The 16792-nt window shown below is 59.8% G+C and carries 14 protein-coding genes; 9 read left to right on the plus strand and 5 right to left on the minus strand.

Going from position 1 to position 16792, the window contains the following annotated elements; genetic code table 11:
• The first annotated feature begins 272 nt into the window (after window positions 1–272).
• Complete coding sequence (locus PAB09_RS02095; protein WP_271034446.1) at window positions 273–1151, plus strand: VOC family protein; 879 nt, start codon at window positions 273–275, stop codon at window positions 1149–1151.
• A gap of 226 nt (window positions 1152–1377) precedes the next feature.
• Here the strand turns inward: PAB09_RS02095 and PAB09_RS02100 are convergent, their stop codons facing one another.
• Window positions 1378–1812, minus strand: coding sequence for a hypothetical protein (locus PAB09_RS02100; RefSeq protein WP_271034447.1), 435 nt, complete (start codon window positions 1810–1812; stop codon window positions 1378–1380).
• Between PAB09_RS02100 and PAB09_RS02105 the strand changes: the two genes are divergently transcribed.
• A complete protein-coding gene (locus PAB09_RS02105) occupies window positions 1811–2128 on the plus strand; it encodes a hypothetical protein (protein WP_271034448.1) in 318 nt (105 codons plus the stop codon). The genes PAB09_RS02100 and PAB09_RS02105 overlap by 2 nt on opposite strands.
• A 23-nt stretch (window positions 2129–2151) precedes the next feature.
• Here the strand turns inward: PAB09_RS02105 and PAB09_RS02110 are convergent, their stop codons facing one another.
• The 4 genes from PAB09_RS02110 to PAB09_RS02125 form a co-directional block, all read right to left on the minus strand.
• The gene (locus PAB09_RS02110; RefSeq protein ID WP_271034449.1) at window positions 2152–3279 is read right to left on the minus strand and encodes a glycosyltransferase family 39 protein; all 1128 of its coding nucleotides are present in this window, start codon (window positions 3277–3279) and stop codon (window positions 2152–2154) included.
• Window positions 3218–3673 (minus strand): hypothetical protein, encoded by a 456-nt coding sequence (locus PAB09_RS02115; protein WP_271034450.1) that lies wholly within the window; start codon window positions 3671–3673, stop codon window positions 3218–3220. Before PAB09_RS02115 ends, PAB09_RS02110 begins: the two co-directional genes overlap by 62 nt.
• Before the next feature lie 120 nt (window positions 3674–3793).
• Window positions 3794–4486: an anaerobic ribonucleoside-triphosphate reductase activating protein gene (locus PAB09_RS02120; RefSeq protein WP_271035242.1), complete on the minus strand. Its 693-nt coding sequence runs from the start codon at window positions 4484–4486 to the stop codon at window positions 3794–3796.
• A 25-nt stretch (window positions 4487–4511) separates the two neighbouring features.
• Window positions 4512–6305, minus strand: coding sequence for a ribonucleoside triphosphate reductase (locus PAB09_RS02125; protein WP_271034451.1), 1794 nt, complete (start codon window positions 6303–6305; stop codon window positions 4512–4514).
• 587 nt (window positions 6306–6892) lie between these two features.
• Between PAB09_RS02125 and PAB09_RS02130 the strand changes: the two genes are divergently transcribed.
• From PAB09_RS02130 to PAB09_RS02160, 7 genes are all read left to right on the plus strand, one after another.
• Window positions 6893–8026 (plus strand): ABC transporter ATP-binding protein, encoded by a 1134-nt coding sequence (locus PAB09_RS02130; RefSeq protein WP_271034452.1) that lies wholly within the window; start codon window positions 6893–6895, stop codon window positions 8024–8026.
• Between the two features lie 241 nt (window positions 8027–8267).
• On the plus strand, window positions 8268–9530 hold the full coding sequence (locus PAB09_RS02135) for a DUF4032 domain-containing protein (RefSeq protein ID WP_271034453.1): 1263 nt from the start codon (window positions 8268–8270) through the stop codon (window positions 9528–9530).
• A 581-nt stretch (window positions 9531–10111) separates the two neighbouring features.
• Window positions 10112–10483: a 30S ribosomal protein S12 gene (gene rpsL / locus PAB09_RS02140; RefSeq protein WP_025251882.1), complete on the plus strand. Its 372-nt coding sequence runs from the start codon at window positions 10112–10114 to the stop codon at window positions 10481–10483.
• Between the two features lie 3 nt (window positions 10484–10486).
• Entirely contained in the window at window positions 10487–10954 is a 468-nt protein-coding gene (gene rpsG / locus PAB09_RS02145) for a 30S ribosomal protein S7 (protein ID WP_271034454.1), read from the plus strand.
• A 344-nt stretch (window positions 10955–11298) separates the two neighbouring features.
• On the plus strand, window positions 11299–13371 hold the full coding sequence (gene fusA, locus PAB09_RS02150; RefSeq protein WP_271035243.1) for an elongation factor G: 2073 nt from the start codon (window positions 11299–11301) through the stop codon (window positions 13369–13371).
• A 316-nt stretch (window positions 13372–13687) separates the two neighbouring features.
• Window positions 13688–14878: an elongation factor Tu gene (tuf, locus tag PAB09_RS02155; RefSeq protein ID WP_271034455.1), complete on the plus strand. Its 1191-nt coding sequence runs from the start codon at window positions 13688–13690 to the stop codon at window positions 14876–14878.
• A gap of 425 nt (window positions 14879–15303) precedes the next feature.
• Window positions 15304–16785 (plus strand): Hsp70 family protein, encoded by a 1482-nt coding sequence (locus PAB09_RS02160; protein WP_271034456.1) that lies wholly within the window; start codon window positions 15304–15306, stop codon window positions 16783–16785.
• The last annotated feature ends 7 nt before the right edge of the window (window positions 16786–16792 follow it).

The following is a 16792-nucleotide window of genomic DNA, read 5'->3' on the forward strand; positions in this document are numbered from 1 at the left end:
GCGAACCCGGGCCCACGATGGCGCCGTCGCCGATGAACGCGGCAGGCGAGGAGACCGAGAGGGGCGCTAAAGCTAGGCAGTGCAGACGTGAACCGCAAGCATGAGGGCAGGCAACGGCTGTGCACGCCCAGCGCCCCAGGCAGTAGTGTTGGATTCAACCTCCGTGACTGCCATAAGAAAGTCCTTGACTATCAAGTCCCGTTGTATGCGACGGGAAAGGTGCGCCTTCGACCACCCGGGGCGGGACTAGGACTCGAGAAAGAAAGACCATCATGCAAAAAATCGTCCCCAATATCTGGTGCAACGGTAACGCCCTTGAGGTCGGAGAGTTCTACGCCGATACGTTCCCCAAAGCCAAGGTCACCACCATCGTCCGCTATCCCACTGAGGGGTTGCCCGACTTTCAGAAGTCGATGGCCGGCAAACCGCTGACAGTCGATGTTGACATCGACGGCTACCGCATGACCTTGGTCAATGGCGACGACCACTTCGCGCCCAACCCCACTATCAGCTTCATGGTCACCAGCCCCAGCGAGGAGGCAACCTGCGCACTGTGGGATGCACTTGCCGCGGAGGGCGCGGTCATGATGGAGTTTGCCCAGTATCCTTTCAATCCGCTCTACGGCTGGGTGGAGGACCGCTACGGTGTCAGTTGGCAATTGCTTACCGACGAGGCCGCGACCGTTCCTTACATCTATCCCAACATCATGTTCTGCGGACAAAGCCAGAACCGGGCCAAGGAAGCCATCGAGACCTATACCAGCATTTTTGATGACTCGGAGATCACCCACCTGGTGACCTACGGGGAGATGGGGACCCCGGCCAACGGGGTGATAACTCAGGACTCCGTAGTCTTTTCTACATTCACGATCTGCGGGGAGACCGTGGGTGCGATGGACTCGGCGGTGGCGCAAAACTTCGACTTTGACTGTGGCGTGGCTCTACTTGTCAACGCCCACGGCCAGCAGCAGCTCGACCGCTATTGGGACAGCCTTTCCGCCGTGCCTGAGGCCGAACAGTGCGGCTGGTTGCGCGACAAGTTCGGTCTTTGGTGGGAGATTGTTCCCGATAACCTCGACGAGCTGATGGCCAAGCCCGGCGCCTATGCAAAGCTCATGGGCATGGGCAAGATCGTCATCGACGAACTCTAGGCGCGTAAACATGCCCGACGCTGTGGCCGGGTCCTAAGGAAGTGCAGAAGCTCCCGGCATGTGCCTTCAGCTTGTGTGCACACAAACTCCCCGCCACGGAAGCGAATGCGCGAACCACACTCGTGGCGGGGAGCCGTCGTGGAAGGGCCTAAGGACCGGGAGTGCTCTTCTTTCAGGTCCATGGACAAAGCCGCCCTGGTGAAGCAGTGAACTAAAGGAACTTCGCTTAAGCCGCTGTACACACATACAGGCTACTGCTGCCCGAATCGCTTGCCACCTGGCAGTTTTCCTGTACCCACGAAGTGATTTCGCTGTCCGCGGAGGTGCCGTCCGAGCCGGTAATCGAGGTGGCGCTGCGGCCGCCACCGCCGAGGTAGATGTAGTAGACCTCACCGTTGTTGATCAGTTCTTTGAGTTCATCGGGGGTGAGGTTGTTGATGCTTCCGGAATAGCCGCCGGCGAAGATGACCTTGCCGCCGTTGGTGATGAACTCGGAGGCCGCGGAGTACCCGGTCACCACGACATCGTAGGTGGAACCTGGGTTGTTGGCGCGGATGTAGTCCACAACGCTGCTGGCATCAAAGCTTGTGCCGCTACCCGAGCCACCCTGTGAGCCGAATCCGGGGGTGCTTGGGGTTCCATTGCCAGTCGGCGGAGTCATGGCTCCATTTCCACGGGTGCGACCGGAGCCATTCGCGCCGGCGGGACCGGCACCGCTAGCGGTGGCATCTGAGCTGTTGGCGGTGCCAGTGGCCGTATTGGCGGTGTCCCCGGTGCTCTCGCTGTTGAAGGAGACATTGCTGGTCGCAGAGCTTCCATCCGTGGGCGCCTGCTTCAACGATGGTGCCGTGCCATCGGAATTGTCGGAAGACGTGCTACCGCCACCGCTAGGTGCACTTGGCCTGCCACCACTGGAGGAGCCGCCACCCATCGAGCTCACCGGCCCGGCGGCCGGGCCGTGGGCGCTGCCGGCGTAGTCGGCGCTGATGGTGGATGCCGACTACATGGTTGGGGTGGCAAGTGCTGCGACGGTAAGCAGCGCTGCGGCGATGGGTGTTGCCAAGCGGAGGCGTCGGGAAGCAAACAGGGCGACGAGGCCGATGCCGGCTGCAACTACCACGACCACGGTGGTCTGGTAGAAGTTATCGAACTGCCCCATGAGGTAGCAGGCCCACCCAACGGTTGCGGCCACGATAGCTAACACCCAGAGTTTGTTGTGGCGCCAGGCCACCACCGCGCCGACGGCGGCCAGCATAACCACGGCCGGGGCGAAGGCGATGACATAGTAGGAATGCATGACCTTGCCCACGGAAAACCCCACGAAGAAGGTTCCGAACCAGGCCCCGGTCATCACGCTGGCAGCGCGCAGCAGATCCGTGCGCGGGGCCTTGCGGGTGTACCACAGGGCGACGATGAGCCCCACCGCGGCGGCAACGTAGAACCAACCCGCCTGAGTGGCAACGTTCGCGCCGAACAAGTAGGACCAGGAATTACCCCCGCTGCTGTCGGATTCCTCGTAGCGGCCCGACAGGTTGTAGTCGAAGACCATGGCCCATGCGGAATTGTTGGCCGAGCCATCGATCCACGGGCGCGCATCGGCCGGGGTGACGGTTGCAAGCACCAGCCACCGCAGGGAGAACACCGCCGTACTGATACCGGCGACGAGCACATGCCAGACGCGGCGGGCAACCCCGCCGGGGGCAAAGATCAGGTAGGCAAGCGCGAGCGCGGGCACAATGCCCCAGGCCTCAGCCATCTTGGCTTGGAAGGCCCACCCGACGAAGAAGCCGGTCAGCGCCAGCCACTGCCACGAGCCCTGCTCCATCGCACGGGTCCAGGCGTAGGCGGCCAGGCTCAAGGTGAGCATGAGAAAGGTGTCGGAAATCTCCGCGTGGGCCAAGGCCGCGACGATCGGGGTGGTGGCAAGGCCCGCGGCGGCGAGCAAACCAGCCACGTTGCCACATCCGGCACCGTAGCTGTGGCGCACCCAGCGGCGCACCGTGAAAAACACTACGACGACGGCCAGCAGCGACTCAACCAGCTGTGGGCCCAGCAGCGCGAGGTCATTAAATCCAAACAGTCGCACCGACAGCGCCTGAATCCACAAGGCGCCCGGGAGCTTGTCCACGGTGATCGAGCCGCCGTCGACTGAACCCCACAGGAAAAAAACTCCAGTCCTTCGACATGGAATACACGGCGGCGGAGTAGTAGTCGTGCACGAGGCCGAGTTTGATGCCGAGGGCATACATCGCCCCGGCGACCACCACGCTTATGGCGAGAGCGCCATAAGCGATGCCGTCGGCGCGGTGTGTTCCTTGTGCCAGCGTGGTCTGCTTTCCGACGTCCACAGTGCCTGCTGCATTCGTCACGGCTGTATCGCTGGCCAGGATTCCAGAACCGGAAGAGGAAAGAACAAAGGAAGCTTCATTGCCGCCTTGTGGGATGGCATCAGCGCCGGGGATGGGAGCATTGCCGGCCTTGGCTCTCGTCCTGCGCAGCGTGTTGAAAAAGTCGACCTGCATAGGCTGAAACTTTAGGAATAAAGTTTTCTAAAGTTCTGAGAGGAAGACTCTCCCAACCTACGAGATACGTGTGTGTTGGCTTGGAGGCACACAGGCTTTGTCCACACAAGCGTGCCGGTACTAGGTCACCGGCGTGGCTGGCGCTGCTTGGACGTAGCGGCCGTCGGCGCCCACGCCATGGGCGGTCTGTACGACCAGCTCATGGCCCAATTGTGCGACGGCAGCGTCAAGTTCACCGAGGTGATCGGCGACAACCGATTCTGGCCAGATTGTGGTGCGCACCTGCATCGCCACGCCAGCGTCGGAAAGCAAGCGCAGGCTTTCCCAATTGCCGATGGCCTGCGTCGGGGTGCCACCGGTGACGTGGGCGAAGTCGCGAGGCAGCGCCTTGATGTCGAATCCGACCCAGTCCGGGGTTGTTTCAGGACTGGCAAGCAGTCGCTCGATGCGCGCCGGGAGGTACCCGCACGTGTGCAGGCCGACGGGGAAGCCACGCTGATGAACGCCTGCGATGGCCTCAGCCAGACCGCGCTGTGCTGTGGGCTCGCCGCCGGAGATAACCAAGCCGTCTAGCAGACCCCGGCGCTGCTCGAGCAGGGAGAAGACCTCAGGAAGATCAACCTGGCCGGGCGAGAACGGCTGGAGCTGGGAATTGTGGCAGTAGCGGCAGGCTAGCGGGCACCCTTGCGTGAAGACCGTGGCGGTCAGCCTGCCCGGCCAATCCGTGGCGGAAAAGGGGATTAGCCCCGCGATCGCGAGGGGTGGTTGCCTCCCGTGCAGGGTCTCGGAGGCAGGGCTCGATGTGCTTTCCATGACCGCGGTTGTTCCCAAAGCGCGCTTAACGCAGTGCTGGGACGACGGCGTTTTCATCGAAGTAGACGCGCTCATGGAATTCCCCCTTCTTGCCGGTGTTGAAGCTGGCTACCGGGCGGAAATAGCCCATGACGCGGGTCCAGACCTCGGTTGGGGTCCCACACGCCGGGCATTCGGGATGCTCGCCGGAGAGGTAGCCGTGATCGGGGCAGATACTGAAAGTAGGCGTGACGGTGACATAGGGGAGCCGGAAGTTGCTCAGCGCGCGCCGGATGAGCTCAGCGCAGGCGTGACCATCGCTCATCGCGGCCCCCATATACAGGTGCAGCACGGTGCCGCCGGTGTACTTCGACTGCAGGTCCTCCTGCGCCATGAGTGCGGCAAAGGGGTCAGGGGTGTGATCCACGGGCAGCTGCGAGGAGTTGGTGTAATAGGGCTCGTCCTCGCTTCCGGCATGCAGGATGTCGGGGAAGCGCTTCAGATCCTCCTTGGCCAAACGGTAGGTAGCCCCTTCGGCTGGGGTGGCCTCCAGGTTGTAGAGATGGCCGGTGTCCTCCTGGGCCTTGACCAGGAGTTCATTAAGGTGGTCGAGCAGTCGTGCGACCTGGGCGTGTCCCTGGGGATCGGTGAGATCATAGGCGCCTCGGGTGAAGTTGCGGATCATCTCATTACAGCCGTTGACGCCGATGGTGGAGAAGTGATTGTCCAGGCTTGGAAGCCAGCGGGAAGTGTACGGAAACAGCCCTTGATCCATGAGCTGGGCGACGAAGCTGCGGCGACGCTCCAGGGTATCCACGCCGATAGCCACCAGCTCGTCGAGGCGGTCGTACAGGCCCTGCTCATCCCCGGCATAGAGGTAACCCAGGCGGGCGCAGTTAATGGTGACCACCCCGATGGAGCCAGTCAGCTCAGCCGAGCCGAAAAGTCCGTTGCCGCGCTTGAGCAGCTCGCGCAGATCCAACTGCAGTCGGCAGCACATGGAGCGGATCATGCCTGGGTCGAGGTCGGAGTTGATGAAGTTTTGAAAATACGGCAGGCCGTACTTCGCGGTCATGGCGAAAAGGGCTTGCGCGGTGGAGGAGTCCCAGTCGAAGTCTTTGGTGATGTTGTAGGTGGGGATTGGGAAGGTAAAGGGTCGTCCGTTGGCGTCGCCCTCGCTCATGACCTCGATAAAGGCGCGATTGATCATGTCCATCTCCGGCTGGAGATCGCCATAGCAAAACTCCGCCGGTTGCTCACCGATGAAAGGAACGCTGTCTGCTAGGTCGGCCGGGCAGGTCCAGTCGAAAGTGAGGTTGGTAAAAGGCGTTTGGGTACCCCAGCGGCTAGGAACGTTGAGGTTGAACACCATCTCCTGCAGATACTGCTTGACCTCGGGGTAGCTGAGTTTATCCAGGCGGACGAAGGGGGCCATGTAGGTATCAAAGGAGCTAAATGCCTGCGCGCCTGCCCATTCGTTTTGCAGGGTGCCTAAGAAATTGACGATTTGCCCGCACGCGGAGGAAAAGTGCTTCGGTGGGGCCGAGGAGATCGCGCCGGGTACGCCGCCGAAGCCCTCCTCGAGCAACTGGCGCAGCGACCAGCCGGCGCAATAGCCAGACAACATGTCGAGGTCATGGATGTGCATGTCGCCTGCGCGGTGGGCGCGGCCTGCCTGATCGCTAAAGACCTCGTCCAGCCAATAGTTGGCTACCACCTTGCCGGAAGTGTTGAGAATCATCCCTCCGAGGGAATAGTCCTGGTTGGCGTTGGCGTTGACGCGCCAATCGCTGCGGTGAACGTATTCGTCGATGGTGGTTGCTACATCGATGCGGCTCATGAAAGCTCTCTTCTCCTGTCATGGGTACGGGCGCATTGCTTGCCGACGCTGCGTTGGTGCGCTCCATTATCTTGGGCCAACCTTTGATGGAGGTTTTCTTCCACCGTTGGTCTGGCTGACAGGAGTTAGGCTAGACCGGCGGGGAGGGAAAGTCAGATTACATAGGTGTGATTTACTCCCATATCCAGCCCAAAAGATTGGTCACAGCCACTACATGTTGTGGTCGCGGGCTGGGTCAACGAATTTTTCAAGGCAAGATAGGGGATGGCTATGACTGTTTCAATAGCACCCTATTTAGGGGTGGTCAACGGTTGGCGTGTGGCGTGACTGGCAATCGGATTTTGCATGCAAGCAACGGACATTGCGGCCGTTGCAACTGTGAGATATGGCGCGTTTGGGAAAACCGTCATTGCATGTGCGTCGACATAATCCCAGTTGGCGGGGTGTAAATGGGTGCGGTATGAGAGCAATCACAAACACGCCCCCTTGTGTGAGCAGACCAACATTCGTGTAGAGTTAAGCCTTGACATTGTCCACTTCCACTACGGATCGTTCGGCACGTACCTGCCGATGGAGGAGTAAAAACCATGGCATCAGTGACCTATGAAAATGCCTCGCTGACCTACCCGGGTGCCAAGGCGCCCACCGTCAACGGAATCAACCTGGAAATCGCCGACGGTGAGTTCCTTGTGCTCGTCGGCCCGTCGGGCTGCGGCAAGTCCACCACGCTGCGCATGCTCGCAGGACTCGAGGAGGTCACTGGTGGCCGCATCCTCATCGGTGACAAGGACGTCACCAACGCCGCTCCCAAGGAGCGCGACATTGCCATGGTTTTCCAAAACTATGCGCTCTATCCGCACATGACCGTCCGAGAGAACATGGGCTTTGCCCTCAAGATCGCGGGAGAGAGCAAGGAGGTCATCAACCAGCGCGTGGAAGAGGCCGCTAAGACCCTGGATCTGACCCAGTACCTGGACCGCAAGCCGAAGGCCCTGTCGGGTGGCCAGCGCCAGCGCGTGGCTATGGGGCGTGCCATCGTCCGCAAGCCGCAGGTCTTCCTCATGGATGAGCCACTGTCCAACTTGGATGCCAAGCTTCGTGTGCAGACCCGTACCCAGATCGCTTCACTGCAGCGCAAGCTGGGGGTTACCACCTTGTACGTCACCCACGATCAGACCGAGGCCTTGACCATGGGTGATCGTATCGCCGTGCTCAAGGATGGCTACCTGCAGCAGGTCGGCAGCCCACGCGAGCTCTATGAGCGCCCGGAAAATGTCTTCGTGGCAGGCTTCATTGGCTCCCCGGCAATGAACCTGGGCACCTTCACCTTGGACGAGAATGGTATGGCCAAGCTCGGCGAGGCCCGCGTGCCAGTCTCTGCCGCGGCGCGCGCGGCGCTAACCCCGGAGGATAACAACAAGCTGGTGATCGGCTTCCGTCCCGAGGGGCTGGAGATCGTTCCCGCCGGTGAGGAGCACCAGGGTGCCATCCCGGTCAAGCTTGACTTCGTCGAAGAGCTCGGCTCGGACTCCTACCTCTACGGCCACCTGGTCGGTGGTGGCGACCTCAGCTCTGGCGATGAGGATAACCCCTCGGATCAGATCGTCATCCGTGCCCTGCCTAACGTTGCCCCCGAGCGTGGCTCGGTGCTTCATGTCCGCATCAAGGATGGCGCACAGCACAACTTCTCCTCGGCAACGGGTCTTCGCCTGCCGGAATAAGGGCGGAATCGACAAAGCCTGACTAAGAGCAAACAGGGGGAGCGCTGCGTGTGCGCCCCCTGTTCGTATGTGGGCACGTCATCTGGCCGTGCTTACATTCTGTAGCGTTTTTACTCCTGTCATCTTGGCTATTTTTGCGCACCCTGTCACGTGTGCGTTAACTGTTGGTTCCCCATGTAATACCCCTAGCCTTTTGAGCTTTCGCGACGTAGGTGGTGGTCGCGAGAAAGAAGGATTCGCCGTGCCGAATTCAATGAGCATCAGCACTTCGGCCTATGCGCCAGCATTGCTGGGCCTGCCGTGGACGAAGCCCCTGGATGAGTGGCCGCAAGACATCATCGTCGCCTTGCCGCGAGGCATTTCCCGGCACGTGGTGCGCTTCGTTTTACTCGGGGACCAGCGGCAAGTCTGCGCCGTCAAGGAGATCGGGCGCCGGGTTGCCCATCACGAGTATCGGATGCTGCGCGAGCTCCAGCGCGTCGGCGCCCCGTCCGTCGTGCCCGTTGCCGTGATTACCGGGCGCCGCGATACTGACGGCGACGTGCTGACCGCGGCTCTTGTTACCGAGCACTTGAAGTTCTCGCTTCCCTACCGTGAGATTTTCTCCCAGGAACTCCCCGAGGAGATGGCGCACAAGCTCATCAAGGCGCTGGCTATCCTCTTGGTGCGGCTGCACCTGCTCAACTTCTACTGGGGCGACGTCTCCTTATCGAACACCCTGTTCCGGAGGGACGCGGATACCTTTTCGGCCTATCTCGTGGATGCTGAGACCGGCGAATTCCAGGAGCAGCTCAGCACCTCCCGCAGGCTGTATGACGTCGACGTCGCTCGGGTCAACATCATCGGCGAACTCATGGATCTTCAAGCCGGCGGCTACCTATCCGAAGCCATCGACGTCATCGATCTCGGCTCGCGGGTGGAGACGCACTACCTCGAACTGTGGGAGGAGCTCACCGCCGAGGAGGAGGTGGGGATGGATGAATACTGGCGTGTGTCCAAGCGCATCAACCGCCTCGGCGAGCTTGGATTCGACGTGTCCGAGATGTCGGTGGTTGCCGAAGACGGCTCGCACGCGTTGGTTATCCGCCCGGTCGTCGTCGACGCTGGCCACCATCACAAGGAACTGCTGCGCCTGACCGGGCTTGAGGTGGAGGAGCAGCAGGCCAAGCGCCTGCTCAACGCCATCACCGCCTATCGCGCAACCCACTATGACCACGAGGTGGAGCTTGCCCAGGCCGCGCATTCGTGGATGGCCGAGGAATACGAGCCCACCATTGCGGCCATGCCGAAGGAGCTGGTGGGAAAGCGGGAGCCGGCCCAGATCTTCCATGAGATCCTCGATCATCGCTGGTACATGGCCCAAGAATGTCAGGGGTTCGTCCCCATTGAAAAGGCCGCGCAGTCCTACTATGAAAAGGTCCTCCCGGTCCACCGTGACGAGGCCGTGCTTATCTCCGAGCCGCAGCCCGGCACCGAGGGCACGCCAAGCATGGATGTGTACTAGTACAGCCGGGACCACAGCGGCGCGGTTGATCGTCGGCAAGCGCTTGAGGGCTTCAGTGTCAAGCAACCGTATGGAAGGTTACGGCCTGGTCAAGGATGCACACATCGACCTCCTGCTGTGTCTGTGGATGTCATTTGTGGCATCTGTGTCTTGCGTGCGCATGACTGCCGGCGCTGGGTCTAGATTGCTTGCCGACGTCGCCTGCATCGCAGGCGGGGACGTGATTGAGCAGCTGCTGGGAGGTCTCAATTGCTCGCAGGCAGGCCGGCTGAATGCGGCAGGTGGATGGAATTGCTGTGGGGGAAGGAATTTGTGTTCTCCACGCGCATGCGATAGGGTTGTCCCTAGTCCCATGTGCATATATGGGAGCCTGACATTATCCCGTTTCAAGCTACGGTTTGAATCTGTTGGTGATGATCTAGGAAAGTGCGGAAGCGGCCCCGGAAAGAGCCCCTTTTTTGGTTTGTCCGGGTACTTTTTAACACTTTTTCACTCCCTAGAAGGCGCATAACAAAACACTTCCTACCACCAGCCAAACGGCGGGTGTTAGTAAAATACCGATCAATTGAGAAAGACGGTTCATGCCAACTATTCAGCAGCTCGTCCGCAAGGGCCGCCACGATAAGACTGCAAAGGTGAAGACTGCAGCACTGAAGGGTTCCCCTCAGCGTCGTGGCGTGTGCACCCGTGTGTACACCACCACTCCTAAGAAGCCTAACTCCGCTCTGCGTAAGGTTGCCCGTGTGCGCCTGACCTCTGGCATCGAGGTTTCCGCTTACATCCCAGGTGAGGGCCACAACCTCCAGGAGCACTCCATGGTGCTCGTTCGTGGCGGTCGTGTAAAGGACCTCCCAGGTGTTCGTTACAAGATCATCCGTGGCGCACTGGACACCCAGGGCGTGAAGGACCGCAAGCAGGCTCGTTCCCGCTACGGCGCAAAGAAGGAGAAGTAATCAATGCGTAAGAATGCAGCTCCGAAGCGCCCAGTCGTCAAGGATCCAGTCTACGGTTCCCAGGTTGTCACCCAGCTCGTGAACAAGGTTCTGGTGGACGGCAAGAAGTCCACCGCTGAGCGCATCGTTTACGGTGCCCTGGACATCTGCAAGGAAAAGACCGGCACCGATCCGGTTCTGACCCTGGAGAAGGCCCTCGGCAACATCAAGCCTGACCTTGAGGTTCGTTCCCGCCGTGTCGGTGGCGCTACCTACCAGGTTCCGGTCGAGGTTCGCCCAGAGCGCGCCAACACCCTGGCTCTGCGTTGGCTGGTCACCTTCACCCGTCAGCGCCGTGAGAACACCATGATCGAGCGCCTCGCTAACGAGATCCTCGATGCAGCCAACGGCCTTGGTGCTTCCGTCAAGCGTCGCGAGGACACCCACAAGATGGCCGAGGCCAACCGCGCCTTCGCTCACTACCGCTGGTAATTCCCATGAAGAAAGAGACCCAACCCTTGAATCGAACTTCCCGGACCGCACGCGCCATGCGTACAGCCTCACCGTTCGACTTCTTGCATGGTTGGGTCCTTTTTTCTGTCCGATAAACAGCATTCTTCGCCATATTCACAGACGCGAGAGATGTTTTGCCTAGAATTAGTGCTGCTAAATCGGCGCGAATTTGGCAAGATTGAACAGACATAATTCGTAACCCTGAGGCCTACGGATAGACGAACATTTCGCACTACTTCGGCCGAAGCTACAACAAGTAAGGGAAAAACGTGGCACCTCAAGAAGTGCTTAAGGATCTCAACAAGGTCCGCAACATCGGCATCATGGCCCACATTGACGCCGGTAAGACCACGACCACCGAGCGCATCCTGTTCTACACGGGTATCAACCGCAAGGTCGGCGAGACCCACGACGGCGCATCCACCACCGACTGGATGGAGCAGGAGAAGGAGCGCGGTATCACCATTACCTCCGCTGCTGTTACCTGTTTCTGGTCTGGTAACCAGATCAACATCATTGACACCCCAGGCCACGTCGACTTCACCGTTGAGGTTGAGCGCTCCCTGCGCGTTCTCGACGGCGCTGTTGCTGTGTTCGACGGCAAGGAAGGCGTTGAGCCACAGTCCGAGCAGGTGTGGCGTCAGGCTGCTAAGTACGACGTTCCGCGTATCTGCTTCGTCAACAAGATGGACAAGCTGGGCGCTGACTTCTACTACACCGTTCAGACCATCATTGACCGCCTCGGCGCTAAGCCGTTGGTTCTGCAGCTGCCGATCGGCGCTGAGGATGACTTCGACGGTGTCGTCGACCTCATCAACATGAACGCCATCACCTGGCGCGGCAAGGTCGAGACCGGCGCTGAGCCAGTCATCGAGGAGATCCCAGCTGACCTTCAGGACAAGGCCGAGGAGTACCACGAGAAGCTGCTCGAGGCTGTCGCTGAGTCCGACGAAGCACTCATGGAGAAGTACTTCGGTGGCGAAGAGCTTACCATCGAGGAGATCAAGGGCGCCATCCGTAAGATGACCGTCAACTCCGAGATCTACCCGGTTCTGTGCGGTACTGCTTACCGCAACAAGGGTGTTCAGCCGCTGCTGGACGCTGTCATCGATTACCTGCCTTCCCCGCTGGACATCGGCGAGGTTCACGGCCACGCTGTTGGCGACGAGTCCAAGGAACTGGTTCGCAAGCCTTCCGTTGACGAGCCTTTCTCCGCACTGGCCTTCAAGATCGCTGCTCACCCGTTCTTCGGTAAGCTGACCTTCGTTCGCGTTTACTCCGGCATCGTCGAGCCAGGTGCGCAGGTTGCTAACTCCACCAAGCGAAAGAACGAGCGCATCGGCAAGCTGTTCCAGATGCACGCCAACAAGGAGAACCCGGTTGACGAGGCACGCGCTGGTAACATCTACGCCTTCATCGGACTGAAGGACACCACCACGGGTGACACTCTGTGCGACAAGAACAACCAGATCATCCTCGAGTCCATGGACTTCCCGGATCCGGTTATCAAGGTTTCCATCGAGCCAAAGACCAAGGCTGACCAGGAGAAGCTGGGTATCGCTATCCAGAAGCTGGCAGAAGAGGATCCTACCTTCACCGTCGAGCTTGACGATGAGACCGGCCAGACCGTTATCGGCGGCATGGGCGAGCTCCACTTGGACGTCCTGGTTGACCGCATGAAGCGCGAGTTCAAGGTCGAGGCAAACATCGGTAACCCGCAGGTTGCTTACCGCGAGACCATCCGCAAGGCTGTGGATCGCATCGAGTACACCCACAAGAAGCAGACCGGTGGTTCCGGTCAGTTCGCAAAGGTCATCGTTGCCTTCGAGCCTTACAACCCAGAGCCAGAGACCTTGGAAGAGGGCGAGTCCGCTACCTACAAGTTCGAAAACGCCGTCACCGGTGGCCGCGTCCCGAAGGAGTACATCCCTTCCGTCGACGCCGGTATCCAGGACGCAATGCAGTACGGCTACCTGGCTGGCTTCCCGCTGGTCAACATCAAGGCCACCCTGCTCGATGGTGCATACCACGAGGTTGACTCCTCTGAAATGGCCTTCAAGCTCGCCGGCTCCCAGGCACTGAAGGAAGGCGTTGCCAAGGCAAAGCCGGTCCTGCTCGAGCCGATCATGGCCGTCGAGGTTGTTACCCCAGAGGAGTACATGGGCACCGTCAACGGTGACATCAGCTCCCGTCGCGGCCAGGTCTACGCTATGGAAGACCGCTCCGGTGCAAAGGTCGTCAAGGCTAAGGTGCCGCTGTCTCAGATGTTCGGTTACATCGGTGACCTGCGCTCCTCCACGGCAGGCCGTGCAAACTTCTCCATGATCTTCGACTCCTACGCTGAGGTTCCGACCAACGTTGCTCAGGAGATCATCGCGGAGCGCAACGGCCACTAAGCCAAAAGGCTGAAGGCACGCCCTTCACCTCTCCTTTCACCTTCTGTGTGCCAGTGGTGAAAGGGGAGTAAAGGGGGTAGCGGCCTGCTGATTGCCCTGCGCTCGCGGGGTGATGAGTCGGCCGTTACCTCCCAAGATCCAAAAAGATCCACAAACGGTTTGAAAATTAGCGCGCGTGACTCTAGGATCATGTAACTGGCACATCTGTAAGTGCTGTTTACTTTTGTGGCCGCCGAATTAGCGGTGCAAGGCAAACAGTGAAGTAAATCTGTGGCTGCGAAACTCGTAGCCACCACGAAGTCCAGGAGGACACACAGTGGCAAAGGCTAAGTTCGAGCGTACTAAGCCGCACGTTAACATCGGCACCATCGGTCACGTCGACCACGGCAAGACCACCACCACCGCTGCTATCACCAAGGTGCTGGCCGATGCTTACCCAGACCTGAACCAGGCTTTCGCTTTCGACGCCATCGACAAGGCTCCGGAAGAGAAGGAGCGTGGCATCACGATCAACATCTCCCACGTGGAGTACCAGACCGAGAAGCGCCACTACGCACACGTCGACGCTCCTGGTCACGCTGACTACATCAAGAACATGATCACCGGTGCTGCTCAGATGGACGGCGCAATCCTCGTGGTTGCCGCTACCGACGGCCCGATGCCGCAGACCCGTGAGCACGTTCTGCTCGCTCGCCAGGTTGGCGTTCCTTACATCCTCGTCGCTCTGAACAAGTGCGACATGGTTGACGATGAGGAAATCATCGAGCTCGTCGAGATGGAGGTCCGCGAGCTGCTGGCTGAGCAGGACTACGATGAGGAAGCTCCGATCGTTCACATCTCCGCTCTGAAGGCTCTCGAGGGCGACCCGAAGTGGACCCAGTCTATTCTCGACCTCATGCAGGCTTGCGACGACTCCATCCCGGATCCAGTTCGCGAGACCGACAAGCCGTTCCTGATGCCTATCGAGGACATCTTCACCATCACCGGCCGCGGTACCGTTGTTACCGGCCGTGTTGAGCGTGGCTCCCTGAAGGTCAACGAGGACGTCGAGATCATCGGCATCAAGGAGAAGGCAACTCAGACCACCGTTACCGGTATCGAGATGTTCCGCAAGCTGCTGGACTACACCGAGGCTGGCGACAACTGTGGTCTGCTGCTCCGCGGTGTTAAGCGCGAGGACGTTGAGCGTGGCCAGGTTGTCATCAAGCCGGGCGCTTACACCCCTCACACCGAGTTCGAGGGCTCCGTCTACGTCCTGTCCAAGGACGAAGGTGGCCGCCACACCCCGTTCTTCGACAACTACCGTCCGCAGTTCTACTTCCGCACCACCGACGTTACCGGTGTTGTGAAGCTGCCTGAGGGCACCGAGATGGTTATGCCTGGCGACAACGTCGACATGTCCGTCACCCTGATCCAGCCGGTCGCTATGGACGAGGGCCTGCGCTTCGCTATCCGCGAGGGCTCCCGCACCGTCGGCGCTGGCCGCGTCACTAAGATCATCAAGTAAATTGATTTTCTAGGCTAAGAAAACCCACTCCGTTTCGGCGGGGTGGTTTTCTTTTATTCCCATGCTTGTTTTGGGTGCAAACATGGTTTAGACTGGGCGATCACAGCGAGACAAAGTTTGTGGGATTCGTTAGTTGCGCTGTGCCAGGCCACCTTCAGGAAATCCTGGAAGCCTTCGTGGCTTCTCGGTGGCTGGGGCTAATTCGGGACGAGGTTTCCTAATTGGCTTCACCCTTTATCGGTAGCGAACAGCCGTCGGTGGATAGACTCACGAGGTCACCTTCACCGGCGGCTTTTCTATTGCTTTGGATCGGGCTGCCTCAGCTGGTATTTGATTGTGGTGGGGGTTGGTTTGTGAGGAAAAATAGGAGGAAAGTGCCTTGTTGTCAGCTAGACAATGGCGGCAAATGAACTAAGGTTTTCCCTATGCGCTTTGGAATCGACTTTGGAACCACCCGCACCGTCGTCGCCGCCGTGGACCGTGGTAACTACCCTGTGGTGAACTTCGCGGATAAGTTTGGAGATCCGCATGAGTTCATCCCCTCGGTGGTTGCCTTGCAGGGAGAAGACATCGTTGCCGGTTGGGAAGCCCAGGCACTCGATAGCCCGACACTGGTGCGTTCCTTCAAGCGTTTCCTTACCTCCTCTAAGGTCACGGCTGCTACTCCGCTTCGGATGGGTGAGAACACCCGCACCGTTGGGCAGGTCATGCAGGCCTTCGCCAAGCACGTTGTGACCGAACTGGAGCAGTTTGCCAATGGAGAGCCGATTGAGGTGGTACTCGGTATTCCGGCCAACGCCCGTTCGGCTCAGCGCCTGTTGACCCTGGATGCTTTTAATCGCGCCGGTGCACAGGTGGTCGCGATGGTCAATGAGCCCAGTGCAGCGGCTTTTGAATACTCGCACCGCTATTCGCAGACCTTTAATAGTCAGCGATCGCGCGTGATCGTTTATGATCTGGGCGGCGGTACTTTTGACGTCACCCTCATGCATATCAACGGCCGCAGCCATGAGGTGGAAACCTCCTTTGGCATCTCACGCCTCGGCGGCGATGATTTTGATGATGCGCTAGTGAAGTTGGCCCTCGAGTCCACCGGCCGAGGCGATGACGCCTTCGGCCGCCGGGCGTGGCAGAAGCTTGTCGACGAAGCCCGCACCGCGAAAGAACAGCTCAAGCCGCAGTCGCGGCGGCTTATCCTCGAGGTGGGCGAGGATGATGTCATCGTTGCAGTCCCAGACTTCTATAAAGCGGTGACACCGTTAGTGGAGCAGACATTGGAGGCGATGCTTCCGCTGGTTGGTAGTTCCGGAAGCCTGACCGATACCGATATCGCAGGTATCTATCTCGTGGGCGGGGCCAGCGCGCTGCCGCTGGTGCCGCGTCTGCTGCGGGAGAAGTTTGGCCGGCGCATTCACCGCTCGCCGCTGCCCACGGCATCCACGGCGGTGGGCCTGGCCATCGCAGCAGATCCGGAGTCGTCCTATCTACTCAGCGATCGACTCTCCCGTGGCATCGGTGTTTTCCGCGAGACCGATGGGGGCGCCCAGGTCACCTTTGACAAGCTTGTTGGCCCAGAGGCAAAGGCCGAGGACGGCAACACAATTACCGTCGAGCGCCACTATCATGCGGCCCACAACGTGGGATGGTTCCGCTTCGTCGAGTATTCCGCACAGGCCGCCAATGATGTTGAGCCAGGAGATTTCACGCTTCTGGCCGAAGTCGCGGTGCCATTCGACCCCGCTTTGCGGAAGCTGGATCCGGAGGAGCTGGCGAAGGTGCCGGTGACCCGCGGGGAGTTTGGCATCGACGTCACCGAGACGGTTACCATCGACGCCAATGGCATCGCCGCCATTCACATCCGTTGCTCGGATGGCTTCGAGGTCGAGGTGGAAGGGAAAGTTCTGTAGCTGTTCA

It is taken from the genome of Corynebacterium sp. SCR221107, from assembly GCF_027886475.1.
Classification (GTDB): domain Bacteria; phylum Actinomycetota; class Actinomycetes; order Mycobacteriales; family Mycobacteriaceae; genus Corynebacterium.